The following is a 12,514-nucleotide window of genomic DNA, read 5'->3' as shown; positions in this document are numbered from 1 at the left end:
CAAGGCTTCGGTTTAAAATAAAATTAAATAACGCCCATTTCTTTACCAATGCGGGTAAATGCATCAATAGCAATATCGAGTTGCTCAATACTATGCGCCGCTGAAATTTGTGTACGAATACGCGCTTGCCCTTTTGGTACTACAGGGAATGAAAAACCAGTGACGTAAATACCTTCAACAAGTAACTTATCAGCCATTAACGAGGCTACTTTTGCATCTCCCAGCATTACTGGGATGATTGCATGATCTTTACCTGCACACGTAAAACCAACAGCTTCCATTTGCTCACGGAAATATTTAGCATTTGACCAAAGTTTAGCGCGAAGCTCGCCGCCATTTTCTAGCATTTCAAGTACTTTAATTGATGCAGTAACAATTGAAGGTGCTAATGAGTTTGAGAACAAGTATGGGCGCGAACGTTGGCGTAACCATTCAACAATTTCTTTTTTACCTGAAGTATAACCACCTGAAGCGCCGCCTAGCGCTTTGCCTAATGTGCCGGTAATAATATCTACACGGTCTAATACATTACAGTACTCAGGTGTACCTTTACCGTTTTCGCCAACAAAGCCAACAGCATGAGAGTCATCAACCATTACAAGTGCATCATATTTATCGGCTAAGTCGCACACAGCTTCTAAATTACAAATAACGCCGTCCATAGAGAACACGCCATCAGTAGCTATTAGTTTCGTTTTAACGCCGGCTTCATCTGCTGCAATAAGTTGCTTTTCAAGATCAGCCATATCGTTATTTCCATAACGAAAACGCTTGGCTTTACACAAACGTACACCATCAATAATTGATGCATGGTTTAATGAATCAGAAATAATAGCGTCTTCTGCGCCTAAAATGGTTTCAAACAAGCCTGTGTTTGCATCAAAACATGAAGAATATAAAATCGTATCTTCTGTTTCTAAAAACTCACTGATTTTTTTCTCTAGTGTTTTATGAATATCTTGCGTACCACAAATAAAACGAACAGACGCAACACCAAAACCATGATTATTTAAACCGTTTTGCGCAGCTTCAATTAGCTCTGGGCTATTAGCTAAACCTAAGTAGTTATTAGCACAAAAGTTGATTACTTTACCTGACGCAACTTCGATTTGAGCTTGCTGCTGAGATTTAATAATACGTTCGCTTTTATACAAACCTTCGGTTTTTACGTCTTCAATTTGCTGTTGTAACTGGCTAAAAAAAGCAGATGCTCTCATCTGTGTTCTCCATTTATTTGAACGGGTAAACAACCACATTTAAGCGACTGTTTATTATGGGGGGTATTGTAAAAGTTTAATGGGGAAAATGCACGGTTTGCAGTTCGTCGTAAACGCCCTACACTGGAAGGAATTCCTGCCAGTTTACAGGCTAATCTGTTTAGTTTATTTATGTATTTAAAAGTGCAGGTAAACTGTTTATAGAATCGATAATTAAATCAGCCTCTTGCTTAGCACTTTCATCAAAGCTTTGACCTGAATGCACTAAAACGCGGGTAGTGATCCCTGCTTTTTTCGCAGCCTCCATATCACTGAGTTTGTCACCCACCATAATGCTGCAAGCAGGGTCGATATTATGCTCTTGTATGCCTTGTAATAACATACCTGGCGCAGGCTTTCTGCAACTGCACTCTTTCAAATATTCAGGGTGCGCCTTTTTAGGGTGATGAGGGCAAAAATACACATCGGTAACTTCAATGCTGTGGGCACTAAATTGGTCTTTCATCCAGTCGGTCAGTGCTAAAAAATCAGTTTCGGTGTAATAACCTCGACCAATTCCAGATTGATTAGTGACGATTATGATTTTATAGCCCGCATCATAAAATGCTTTACAAGTACTAAAAACACCTTCAATAAATTCAAATTTATCGCTTTGATACACATAACCATGGTCAACATTTACTACGCCATCTCGGTCTAAAAAAAGTGCTTTATTTTTTTTTTGTGCATTCATTACAAAGACTCTTTTTGTACAACATGATCAAACATCGCTTTTACGTCATCAACTGTAATTTGGCTCATTAAATCATCGCCTTTTACGCGCGTACCCCACGGCACTTGCTCAGCTGTTTTACCAGTTTGCTTAAGCAAATTTTGATGATAAACCTCTACCACGTAGTCTTGGTATAAGTAAGGACCTGTGCGTGCTGGGTTTGAATGTGCGTATAAACCAATAACCGGCGTACCAACCGTTACCGCCATATGTGCAGGACCCGTATCGGGCGCAAGCACTAAGCTGCCACGCTTTAACACGCACAACAACTCTTTGAGTTTCGTTTTACCCACTAAATTTAAAATAGGTGTTTTACTATACTCAACAATACTATTTGCTAGGTTAATTTCAAGTTCTGTTGGCCCCCCCGTCAATACCACCTTAAAGCCTTGCTCATTTGCATAATCAGCCAATGCTGCATAACGATCAGCGAGCCAATTGCGCTGTGCTTTACTTGCTGCTGGCGATATTACTAACAGTTTATTAGTTAGGTACTCTGGTGTTAGTAGTTCATCAGCAACCGCTTGGTCTTGCTCTGTATATGGCATGTCCCAACTCGGTTTATAATCAGCTACACCAATGGCTTTTGCAAAACCTTTAAAGCCTTCAAGCACATGCGCCTGAGCTTCTGGGGCTATTCGTTTATTAATAAACAAGCTGTGCAATTCTTTTGAACGTGCCCAATCGAACCCTATTTTTACTTTTGCAGGAATACAACGCGCTACAAACCCAGCCCTTAATGCAACTTGCATATTAAGTAGTACATCAAACTGTTGATCTTTAAAGCGTTGCTTTAAGCTTTTAAGTGCTGCTTTACCTTGTTTTTTATCAAATACCACCAGCTCAACACCCGGTAAGTCGGCAAGTAACATCGCTTCTATTTTACCAATAACCCAGGTGATTTTTGCATTTGGGTGTGCTTTTTGAATGGCTTGTACAGCACTCACACCATGACATACGTCACCAATGGCTGAGAGTCTTAATATACAAATAGATGAATAGTTAGGAGCTTGAGTCACACATTCCCTTAGGTATTAAATACAAAAGCCGATCTTAAATTATAATCACGCTATTGCAAGCACTTATCCTCAGCTTTAAAACGCGCTAATATAGGCACATTATTTAGCAATTACGCAGAGCTATGTTTAAACAACACGTGCAAGGCAATCACACTGTATTAAGCCACCCTAAATACACGAGCCAAATTACCCTCGATTGGTTTGATGCAAATTATTGGCAACAACAAAATAAAATTGTGGGCGCTAAAAAAGGTCGAGCAACTGCGTGGTTTTTTAAGCAAGACGAATTAACAGCCGTACTTAGGCATTATTGGCGCGGTGGCTTAGTAGGTAAATTGCTAAGCGATCAATATTTATACCCAGGACTTGAACAAACCCGTGTGTATAAAGAGTTTAGCTTAATGAGTAAACTTATAGAGCTTGGTTTAAACGTACCAACCCCTATTGCAGCTAAAGTAACCCGCAGCGGATTAATTTATCGTGGTGATATTATTACCGAGGCTGTTAAAGGCGCTAAAAGTGTACTCGATGTATTAATTGAACGCCCATTGACCGAAGATGAGTTGGAGCGCATAGCTAAAACAATCGCGCTATTTCATTCAAAAGGTGTTTATCACGCCGATTTAAACATTAATAACATTTTGTTTGATGATACTGGTGATGTGTACATTATCGACTTTGATAGAGGTGAAATAAAAATGCCTAATGTGCAGTGGCAACAAAGTAATATGGAACGACTTGAGCGCTCATTTTTAAAAGAACAAGGTCGAAACGAGTCATTTAATTGGCAAGCGACTGACTGGCAAACTCTGCATAGCAACTACCTCAAAGCACTCGCTAATATAAGTTAACCTAATATAAGTTAACTTAGTTAGCCAATGCTAAATACTGCAGAGCAACCTGCTCTGCCTGTACTTGTTTTAGAATATCTGCGTTTTCTACATTTGGCTTATCTGCTAGCACCTGCTTAACGGCATTGGCTAATGCCTCACTTTGCTGAACGGGTACTAAATATTTACTTAGCTCGCCTGTTAATATCTCGCTTGGTCCAAATGTACAATTAGTACTAACTACCGGAGTACCCACCGCTAAAGCCTCAATTAATACCGTTGGAAGTCCTTCAAAATCAGAACTCAACACTAAAGCTTTGGCATGCTTAATCCAGTTGTACGGGTTTTGTTGAAATCCTGGCACTACTAACTGTTTTTCTATGCCGTATTCCTGTGCAAGCTTTAGCGCTTTAGCCGGTTTATTACATAAAAGTACTAACTTGTATTTTTTATCAAGCTTTGCAAATGCTGCAAATAATATATCGTGGCGTTTTTGTTTGGCGAGTCTTCCTACATGAATTAAGTAGGGCTCATTTGGGATATTGTTATTTTGCTCATTTGCTTGCTGTCTTATTTTTTCAAAATCGAACGGGTTGTAAATAGTCGCAATTGCACTTGGGTTAATTAAATCCCCTTGTATTATTTCTTTTTCAACACCCTTTGATACGCAAATAAGTGATTTACCATTTAAATTTTGCTTACTTTTTTTAAGATATAAGTATGAAAATGGACCTAACTTTTTTTGACGTGCAAGTTCTGCATTAACTGAGTTGTGAATAACAAAATGAACATTTTTGATATTACTACGCGCGAGCAAGTTATTACTTTTATCAAGATTAGAAAGCACTAAATCAATATTGCCCAGCTCGCTTTGTTTTTTTTCAAACCAAGTTTGTAGTGTTAAAATGCTATTTTTACGCTGCCAAAATCGATCTACTTTTGATGCCCTATGTGCGAATAAACTCTCCACGTTAAGTACTTCAGGGATATTATATTCTATAGAGTTAGCAAGAGACAAAATAGTGATTCGGTGCTTTAACTTGGCCATTTCCTCAGCAAGGGTAAGCATTACTTTTTCAGCACCACCACCCACTAGGGAATCAATTACAATCACTATATTCATTAGCGATCCCCTATAAGCATATTTTTTATGCCATTAGTGATCACATCGAAGCTATGTGTATTATCAAGTTGGCTATATTTAGCAACGAATTCATTATAGAAAGGCTCGCTAATAACCTGAGCTATTTTCGTAGTGATTTCATCAATATCAAGATTTGCTTTTATGACAACACCTGCATTAACACAATGATCCAAACGTGTATTTTGATCTTTTGAGATAGCACATGCCACAACGGGGGTTTGAACTGCAATTGCTTGCAGTAAAGTATCTCCACCGCTAAGTAATGCGATTTTAGCTTGGCTCATTAATGCCAAAAAATCAGTACTTTGCAAACTTGCTAAACAAGTAACCTCATCACTTTCAGGAATGGCTTTCTTATAATTGGGACCAAACACAACAACTGCTTTTAAACCAGTGTGCTTAGTAATTTTAAGCGCGGCTTTAAAGTAAACATCAGCGCAATTAAGGTTATTTAATACATGTCCGCCTGAGCCAGCATTTACAATAAAATAGCCTTCCGATACTAAGTTATAGCGATTTAAAACATCACGTTTTTGCGCGCAAGAGGCAAATGTAACAAAAGGACCTACATTTCGAGGATGTGCCAAGGGAAACATGTCTAACTTCGTACTTTCAGCCCATGTAAGTGGCTCAATACAATAATCAGGTTGAACTACCCAATGTGTATCAATTAAATTAATTCTGTTAAGTTTTAAGCCTTTAGCACGTTTTTTTGCATGCTGAGAAATGAATATAACTTTAGCGCCTACCTTTTTAGCCGCCTTCATATGCCCTGCACGTCCTGCACAATCAAAAACAACGACATCAGGTTTAAATTGCTCTATAAAGTCGCAAACAAAATCAAGCTCTTTAGTCGCTGAGTGTTCGAGTAGTGTGGCTTCAAAAGGACAATCTTTTGCGTAGCTTGTATGCTTATTTAATATAAAGTGAATATCGAGAGAATCTGCAAGTTCTGCCTTTAAACTTTGAGCCAACAACAACGAGCGCATATATTCACCAATGCCTTCTGGTGATGATACTGGAATAAATAAAAGTCGTTTGTTGCTCATTGCATTCTCAATGTCCTATTTGAGCTCCAGTATATCAATCAGATACTTATTACGATAGACAGGTTACATTTTAATATATTAAATTAACTCTATAAATTTGATTATTTACTGCAATAGCAGACTTAGATTGATAAACTTAGCCGCAATCTTAATCACAAGGATCTGAACTTTGCGAAACAGAATTTTTCTACTTTCTACTCTTTTTTGCGCTATGAGCGCATCAGTTAATGCTGAGCCATGGGTAAAACCCGATGATTATGGTCTAAGAGCTGATATTCAACAATTAGCTGATGCCGGTGTTATTTTAGCTCCTGTAACTACCTATCCGCTTATGTGGAAAAGTTTTATAAGCGATGTGGAAAGCATGCCGCTGGAGCAATTATCTCCAAGCTTACAAGATGCTTTACTTCGCGTTAAACATCGATATAAATCGGAAAATAGTAGCTCACATAGTCTTCAATTATCAGCTTTTGCAGCCACAGATCCAATCATAGCAACAAGCTTTGGTGCAACAAATACTCAAGAAACAGAGCTTTCTGCAGCTTACGCTTATTTAGGCGATAACTTTGCAGCTAAAGTAGCTATAAATTATAGAAAAGACGGTAAAAAATGTTTAGTTGATGGAAAAACGACTGACGATATAGTTACCAACGAGCAAGCTTTAACCGATTGTAACGATACCTCACTTGATAATAGTTACTTAGCTTACCGTTTAGGTAACTGGATTTTTAGAGCCGGTGCTGTTGAACAATTTTGGGGACCTGGTGTTGATAACAGCTTAATTATGTCAGGTAATGCGAAACCTTTACCTGCACTAAGTGTTACCAGAGAAAAAAGTACTGCTTTCGATACACCATGGCTGAGCTGGATTGGTCAATGGAGCTTTACTGCACAAATGGCTAAACTTGAGTCTACGCGTGTTATACCTGATGCTTTACTGTGGAGTACTCGTGTTAATTTTCGCCCTATTCAACAGTTAGAAATTGCACTTAGCTGGTCTGCACAATGGGCAGGTGACGGACAACCGGGCTCTGCGGGTGATTTTATTGATGTAGTTACAGGGAAGGCTTCATGTGTTGATGGTAGCGAAAACTGCGATAATCAATTCGAATCTAAAATTGGTAACCAATTAGCAGGAATTGATATTCGGTGGTCAGATACGTTATTCAATCATCCATACGCTATATACGCCAGTACTATAGGCGAAGATGCTAGTTCAAAATTTAAACCATCAAGTAGAGCATATTTATTTGGCTTACAAACTACACAAAGAATTTATGACCAAAACATATTAATAAATTTAGAGCATGTCGATACAGGTGTTTCATGCACAACAGGGTTAGTCGATGAAAATTGCTATTATGAACATACTGATTACAAATCTGGCTATCGCTACCATGGACGCACTATTGGTTCGACGTATGATAATGATGCGCAATCAGTTGTCCTAACACTACTTGGTCAGCTTTCTAATGGTGATGATTGGCAGTTGAAATTACGCAGTGTTGATTACAATAGTGACAATAGCGATTGGTACCCTAGCAATCCAAATTTAGGTAACAGCATAACTAAAACAGCGTACAACTCTAAGCAATTAGAACTTCGTTACAGAATGCTTTCTATGGGAGGACGCGTCACTTTAGGTGCTTTTGCGTCTAACAACGACGGTGCTGAAAACGATACTTCTGCGTTTGCTAAGTACGAATATAACTTTTAATACGTTACTTTTAATAAAGTAACGTATTAAAAGTAAGAAAGGGATGAAAACAGTGTTTTCATCCCTTTTTTGTATTTTTTAGCAAACTAAATCAGTAATTACTGTTTAATTTTACTAATTACTTTTGATGTTGAGCATCCATCTAAAAATTCAAGCACTTCAACTTTTCCGCCATGGCGAAGTACATGCTCAGCACCCGCTATTTGCTCTACGGTGTAGTCGCCACCCTTAACTAAAATATCAGGGCTTATCTGCTCGATTAATTTAGCGGGAGTATCGTTTTCATCTAAGCTACCAAACGGAATAACCCAATCAACTGATGAAAGTGCGCTAAGTACCATTGCACGCTCATCTAGTGGGTTAATAGGACGTTCTGCCCCTTTCAAGCGCGTAATAGATTCATCGTTATTTAATCCAACAACGAGTCTATCGCCTCGTGCTTTAGCTTGTGCTAAATAACGCACATGCCCAGCATGTAAAATATCAAAGCAGCCATTAGTAAATACAATGGTTTCGCCGTTTTGTTTTGCAAACTCAATATGTTGAAGGACATCATCAAATGGTGTTTGGTAATGCTCACCAGTAGTATGTAAATACTGACCAAGCTTACGACTTAACTCTTCTGGCGAAACTGTAGCTGCACCAAATTTACTAACCGCTATACCTGCCGCTAAGTTAGCAATTTCGACAGCATCTTTAGGTTCCATGCCCGCGCCAAGCATAACAGCTAATGTAGCTATAACCGTATCACCGGCCCCGGTTACATCGCTTACTTCAAGCTCTTGCGCTGCAAAATCAAATTTTTCATCTGCACTAATAAGCGACATACCTTGCTCAGAACGCGTAAGCAACATAGCTTTAATGCCATTTCTGCTAATTAAATCACGCGCACTTGCGGCTAAAGCTTCTTCTGAATCGGTTTGACCACCCGCTAACTTAAACTCATGTAAATTAGGCGTAATGTAATCAGCACCTTCGTACAAGTGTAAGTCTGGCGATTTAGGGTCGATTAAAACCGTTTTCCCTGCGCCCTTAGCAAGGCTTACCATTTCTTTAATTAAGCTTAAAGATCCTTTGCTGTAATCAGAGAACACAATAAAATCGTATTCATCAAGTACAAGCTCTAAACGGTTTAATAAAAGTTGGCTGTGTTGCTCGGTAAATGTTTCTTCTAAATCAAGACGAACCAGTTGTTGGTGGCGGCTAATAACACGCATTTTTGAAATAGTCGGTAAATCACATACACTGACTAATTGTGAACTTATTTTTTCACCTTTTAGAATAGTCTCTAAAATCTGCCCGCTTTCGTCTTCACCAATTAAACCCAGTAAGCCAACTTTTGCATCTAACCGCGCTATATTTTTTGCAACGTTAGCTGCGCCGCCCGCTTTGTCTTCAAATTTACTTACTTTAACAACAGGTACTGGCGCTTCAGGCGAAATTCGACCTGTATCGCCATACCAATAACGGTCTAGCATTACGTCGCCAACAACTAATATTCGTGCCGCTGATAAGTTTTTTAATAACGATAAATCCATTACTGTTGCTCCGCAACAACCATATCCATGGCTTCACATAACCAGTGACCTATAAACATATGAGCTTCTTGAATACGTGCTGTTTCGTCATTTTTTATAATGATAGGTAACTTAGCAATGTCTTTTACTTTACCGCCATCACGCCCAGTTAATGCCACTGTAAAAGCGCCTAGTTTATTTGCAGCTTCTAATGCTAAGTTAATATTATTACTAGTACCTGATGTGGTTAAACCTATAACTAAATCTTCTGGTTTACATAGCGCTTGAACTTGGCGTTCAAACACCGTATCAAAGTGATAGTCGTTGCTGTGAGCTGTTAAAATTGATGTATCTGTAGTCAATGCCATAGAGGCAAGCGGACCACGTTCTAATTTGTAACGCACTACAAATTCTGCTGCTAAATGCTGCGCATCGGCTGCACTACCGCCGTTACCAAACCAAACAATCTTGCCACCAGCTTGTAATGCACTGTGGCATGCTTCTAACAGTTGCATAGATTCTTGATGATAAGCTTCCATCGTTTCAAATAATGCTTGATGACGGTTTAATGTTTCAACGTAGCTAGTTGCCACTGAATCGATAATTGACATGAAAAATTCCTCTAGGAACTGAAATAGCAGGGAAAAATTAAATCCATTATTCCATAATTTTATTTAATTGTGTGCATTTTATCGGGTTATAACTGAACCCAGACCATATTTTATTGCGAGTATGTTTAGAAAACGGCTATTTCACGGTAAACTAACGCCACTTCCCTTTAAGAAAGATCAGTATGGCACGCATTTTTTACTCTCTAGCATTAATTTTTATTAGCCCACTGATTGTATTTTATCTCTATATTTTACGAGGTAAAAAAAACCAAGGTTATCGTGCACACTTTAAAGAGCGCTTTGGGTTTGTCAGTAAGTCTTTATTTACGACTAAAACCAAACCTTTAGTTTTTCATTGTGCTTCTGTTGGTGAGGTACTAGCCGCAACGCCGCTTATTAAAGCTCTTCAAAAAGCGCATCCAAATTTAAATATACTTATAACCTGTAATACTCCAACAGGCAGAGAGCAAATACTTAGCCAGTTTAAAAATACTGTGGCGTGTAGCTACTTACCAATCGATTTTCCGTTTGCGACAGCCCGATTTTTAAAGCGTATAAAGCCACAAGCATTATGTATTTTAGAAACAGAGCTATGGCCAAATTTAATGGCGATAAGTCACAAAAAAAATATACCGGTACTTGTTATCAATGCAAGACTCTCTGAAAAGTCGCAGCAGGGTTATCAAAAGGTCGCTAAATTAACGCATATTATTATGCGCTCAATTACAGTACTTGCGAGTCATAACAAGGCAGATGCAGAGCGTTTTATAGAGCTTGGTCTCGAAACTTCAAAAAGCCATGTAACAGGCTCTATAAAATTTGATATAACACCAAGTGACGAGCAATTAGCCAAAGTACTCAACCTTAAACAGCTTTATAACAGTAATGAAGACAATAACGATGAACGCTTTGTATGGGTAGCAGGTTCAACACATCCTATTGAGCATGAGTTGGTACTTGCGGCTCACCAACAGTTACTAAAAAAGCAACCTAATGCATTACTTATAATTGCCCCGCGCCATCCAGAGCAATTTGATAAAGTAGCTGAGCTTTTAACACAAAGCCCACTTAGTTTTAGCCGTCGTAGCCAAAATAACTACAACAATGAACAAGTACTCCTTGCTGATACGCTTGGTGAATTACAGTGTTTATATGGCTCTGCAAATGTGAGCTTTATTGGTGGCAGCTTAATACGCAGAGGTGGGCATAACCCACTGGAATCAGCTGCGTTTTCGGTAGGTTTAATAACAGGTCCACACACATACAATTTTGATCATGTTTATCCCGAGCTAATAAAACTTAAAGGCACTGTAGTGGTTGATAGCTATGACGCACTAGCAAAGCAGCTCATAACGTTTAGCCAAAACACAAAAGCGTGCCAAACCTTAGGTATTAAAGCTGCGCAATGCGTAACTAAAAACCAAGGTGCTATACAAAAAACACTTACCATTATTAATCAATATTTAGAGCCAAAACCGTGACCAACATAGCTATAAGCCAAACCCGTGAATGGGTGTCATCTGTTATTGTTAAATATAACTTTTGCCCATTTGCTCGAAAAGAAGTAGAAAACAACTGTATTCATTACATAGTAAGCCCTGCAGCAACTATGGATGATGCCGTAATGGATATGCTTGAGCAATGTGTTGAGCTTGACCGCGAACCAGAGCGCGAAACAACCCTTATCATGTTTGACAACGGCTTTAGTGATTTTGAAGACTTTTTAGACTTGGTCGATTTAGCTAATGCACTTTTAGTCGCGCAGGGGTTTGAAGGGAAGTATCAAATTGCTAACTTTCATCCTGATTACGTATTTGCCGACAGCGATGAAACTGATGCCGCAAATTACACAAATAGAGCGCCCTTTCCTACTTTGCATTTAATTCGCGAAGCAAGTATGAGCGAAGCACTTGATAGTTATAACGAGCCTGAATCTATTCCAGAGCATAATATAAACCTAGCAAGGCGTAAGGGTATTGATTTTTGGCAGCAGTTACTCGAAGGCTGTAAAAAACCGAGCGCTTAAATGCTCGGTTTTATTTTGGTTTGTAAAAACTTTGTGCAAAACTTCTTACAAAACAAGGCAATAACTAACGCTTATTTTTTAACCCAGTTACCATTTACTTCAACGTAATGACCACTTTGGGTTTTTTCAATTGTTTTAGCGGCAGCAAGTGCCTCTACTTGTGAAAGTGACAAGTTATTCTTTTTAGCCAGCTTTAAGTACTGCGCTTTACGCTTTGCATTTATGTCATCAACAACTGCTTTTGCTTCTGCGTTTTGTACAACGAGCCCTAAATAACCAGAGCTATCTTCACCTACAAAACCTTGATTTTTAGCGTCATCAAGGCTAATAGCCCACGCAGAGAACGACATACATACTGCACTAACTAACGTAATAATATTTAATTTTTTCTTCGTATTCATGTTTTAGCTCCTTAAAATAACTCACTGTCGTCACTAAACAAACTGTCGAGTTCTTTATCTACTTTTACGCGAATTTCGTGATCGACCTTCACATTTAAATTAATAGTAATGGGCTCTTTAGCAGACACCTCAACTCGGTGCGTGCAGGCACTTAGTGCACTAATAGCACCTAGCGCGAGCAGTACTTTTATCAATAACGACTGTCTCATTA

General features: G+C 38.7%; 13 protein-coding genes. 4 read left to right on the top strand and 9 right to left on the bottom strand.

The window, feature by feature from the left end:
- Nucleotides 1–23: 23 nt before the first annotated feature.
- The 3 genes from I6E82_RS09725 to I6E82_RS09715 all read right to left on the bottom strand — a co-directional run bounded on the left by I6E82_RS09725 (nt 24) and on the right by I6E82_RS09715 (nt 3,008).
- Complete coding sequence (locus tag I6E82_RS09725; RefSeq protein WP_197117746.1) at nt 24–1,217, bottom strand: glycine C-acetyltransferase; 1,194 nt, start codon at nt 1,215–1,217, stop codon at nt 24–26.
- A 169-nt stretch (nt 1,218–1,386) separates the two neighbouring features.
- Entirely contained in the window at nt 1,387–1,950 is a 564-nt protein-coding gene (gene gmhB / locus I6E82_RS09720; protein ID WP_197117745.1) for a D-glycero-beta-D-manno-heptose 1,7-bisphosphate 7-phosphatase, read from the bottom strand.
- Nucleotides 1,950–3,008 carry a glycosyltransferase family 9 protein gene (locus I6E82_RS09715; protein WP_024591458.1) on the bottom strand — a complete coding sequence of 353 codons (1,059 nt, stop codon included), beginning with the start codon at nt 3,006–3,008 and terminating at the stop codon, nt 1,950–1,952. The genes gmhB and I6E82_RS09715 overlap by 1 nt, the downstream gene beginning before the upstream one ends.
- 122 nt (nt 3,009–3,130) lie before the next feature.
- Here I6E82_RS09715 and I6E82_RS09710 point away from each other — a divergent pair, with 122 nt between their 5' ends.
- Nucleotides 3,131–3,859 (top strand): 3-deoxy-D-manno-octulosonic acid kinase, encoded by a 729-nt coding sequence (locus I6E82_RS09710; RefSeq protein ID WP_007584712.1) that lies wholly within the window; start codon nt 3,131–3,133, stop codon nt 3,857–3,859.
- Between the two features lie 16 nt (nt 3,860–3,875).
- Here the strand turns inward: I6E82_RS09710 and I6E82_RS09705 are convergent, their stop codons facing one another.
- On the bottom strand, nt 3,876–4,961 hold the full coding sequence (locus tag I6E82_RS09705; protein ID WP_197117744.1) for a glycosyltransferase: 1,086 nt from the start codon (nt 4,959–4,961) through the stop codon (nt 3,876–3,878).
- Nucleotides 4,961–6,031, bottom strand: coding sequence for a glycosyltransferase family 1 protein (locus I6E82_RS09700; RefSeq protein WP_165739968.1), 1,071 nt, complete (start codon nt 6,029–6,031; stop codon nt 4,961–4,963). The genes I6E82_RS09705 and I6E82_RS09700 overlap by 1 nt, the downstream gene beginning before the upstream one ends.
- Before the next feature lie 211 nt (nt 6,032–6,242).
- Between I6E82_RS09700 and I6E82_RS09695 the strand changes: the two genes are divergently transcribed.
- The gene (locus I6E82_RS09695; protein ID WP_197111241.1) at nt 6,243–7,748 is read left to right on the top strand and encodes a capsule assembly Wzi family protein; all 1,506 of its coding nucleotides are present in this window, start codon (nt 6,243–6,245) and stop codon (nt 7,746–7,748) included.
- 98 nt (nt 7,749–7,846) lie between these two features.
- On the opposite strand, the gene hldE is transcribed toward I6E82_RS09695, so the two are convergent.
- Nucleotides 7,847–9,286, bottom strand: coding sequence for a bifunctional D-glycero-beta-D-manno-heptose-7-phosphate kinase/D-glycero-beta-D-manno-heptose 1-phosphate adenylyltransferase HldE (gene hldE / locus I6E82_RS09690; protein ID WP_197111057.1), 1,440 nt, complete (start codon nt 9,284–9,286; stop codon nt 7,847–7,849).
- Nucleotides 9,286–9,876, bottom strand: coding sequence for an SIS domain-containing protein (locus I6E82_RS09685; protein ID WP_002961065.1), 591 nt, complete (start codon nt 9,874–9,876; stop codon nt 9,286–9,288). The genes hldE and I6E82_RS09685 overlap by 1 nt, the downstream gene beginning before the upstream one ends.
- 182 nt (nt 9,877–10,058) lie before the next feature.
- Here I6E82_RS09685 and waaA point away from each other — a divergent pair, with 182 nt between their 5' ends.
- Both waaA and I6E82_RS09675 read left to right on the top strand, forming a co-directional pair.
- Nucleotides 10,059–11,357 (top strand): lipid IV(A) 3-deoxy-D-manno-octulosonic acid transferase, encoded by a 1,299-nt coding sequence (gene waaA, locus I6E82_RS09680; RefSeq protein ID WP_197117743.1) that lies wholly within the window; start codon nt 10,059–10,061, stop codon nt 11,355–11,357.
- On the top strand, nt 11,354–11,902 hold the full coding sequence (locus tag I6E82_RS09675; protein WP_024591451.1) for a DUF1415 domain-containing protein: 549 nt from the start codon (nt 11,354–11,356) through the stop codon (nt 11,900–11,902). Before waaA ends, I6E82_RS09675 begins: the two co-directional genes overlap by 4 nt.
- Nucleotides 11,903–11,973: 71 nt before the next feature.
- Here the strand turns inward: I6E82_RS09675 and I6E82_RS09670 are convergent, their stop codons facing one another.
- Together I6E82_RS09670 and I6E82_RS09665 are read right to left on the bottom strand one after the other, a co-directional pair.
- Nucleotides 11,974–12,303: a YdbL family protein gene (locus I6E82_RS09670; protein WP_007584701.1), complete on the bottom strand. Its 330-nt coding sequence runs from the start codon at nt 12,301–12,303 to the stop codon at nt 11,974–11,976.
- A gap of 11 nt (nt 12,304–12,314) precedes the next feature.
- The gene (locus tag I6E82_RS09665) at nt 12,315–12,512 is read right to left on the bottom strand and encodes a YnbE family lipoprotein (RefSeq protein WP_007584699.1); all 198 of its coding nucleotides are present in this window, start codon (nt 12,510–12,512) and stop codon (nt 12,315–12,317) included.
- Between the last annotated feature and the right edge of the window lie 2 nt (nt 12,513–12,514).

The organism is Pseudoalteromonas sp. NZS11, assembly GCF_015864765.1.
Classification (GTDB): Bacteria; Pseudomonadota; Gammaproteobacteria; order Enterobacterales; family Alteromonadaceae; genus Pseudoalteromonas; species Pseudoalteromonas arctica.
Note: the sequence above shows the minus strand (reverse complement) of the source record. Positions and strands in the feature narration are given on the sequence as shown.

Excerpts from the sequence above, each read along its gene's own strand:
- I6E82_RS09665 (WP_007584699.1), bottom strand. The coding sequence starts at position 12,512 with ATGAGACAGTCGTTATTGATAAAAGTACTGCTCGCGCTAGGTGCTATT.
- I6E82_RS09670 (WP_007584701.1), bottom strand. The coding sequence starts at position 12,303 with ATGAATACGAAGAAAAAATTAAATATTATTACGTTAGTTAGTGCAGTA.
- I6E82_RS09700 (WP_165739968.1), bottom strand. The coding sequence starts at position 6,031 with ATGAGCAACAAACGACTTTTATTTATTCCAGTATCATCACCAGAAGGC.
- waaA (WP_197117743.1), top strand. The coding sequence starts at position 10,059 with ATGGCACGCATTTTTTACTCTCTAGCATTAATTTTTATTAGCCCACTG.
- I6E82_RS09725 (WP_197117746.1), bottom strand. The coding sequence starts at position 1,217 with ATGAGAGCATCTGCTTTTTTTAGCCAGTTACAACAGCAAATTGAAGAC.
- I6E82_RS09685 (WP_002961065.1), bottom strand. The coding sequence starts at position 9,876 with ATGTCAATTATCGATTCAGTGGCAACTAGCTACGTTGAAACATTAAAC.
- gmhB (WP_197117745.1), bottom strand. The coding sequence starts at position 1,950 with ATGAATGCACAAAAAAAAAATAAAGCACTTTTTTTAGACCGAGATGGC.
- I6E82_RS09710 (WP_007584712.1), top strand. The coding sequence starts at position 3,131 with ATGTTTAAACAACACGTGCAAGGCAATCACACTGTATTAAGCCACCCT.
- I6E82_RS09695 (WP_197111241.1), top strand. The coding sequence starts at position 6,243 with ATGAGCGCATCAGTTAATGCTGAGCCATGGGTAAAACCCGATGATTAT.
- hldE (WP_197111057.1), bottom strand. The coding sequence starts at position 9,286 with ATGGATTTATCGTTATTAAAAAACTTATCAGCGGCACGAATATTAGTT.
- I6E82_RS09705 (WP_197117744.1), bottom strand. The coding sequence starts at position 4,961 with ATGAATATAGTGATTGTAATTGATTCCCTAGTGGGTGGTGGTGCTGAA.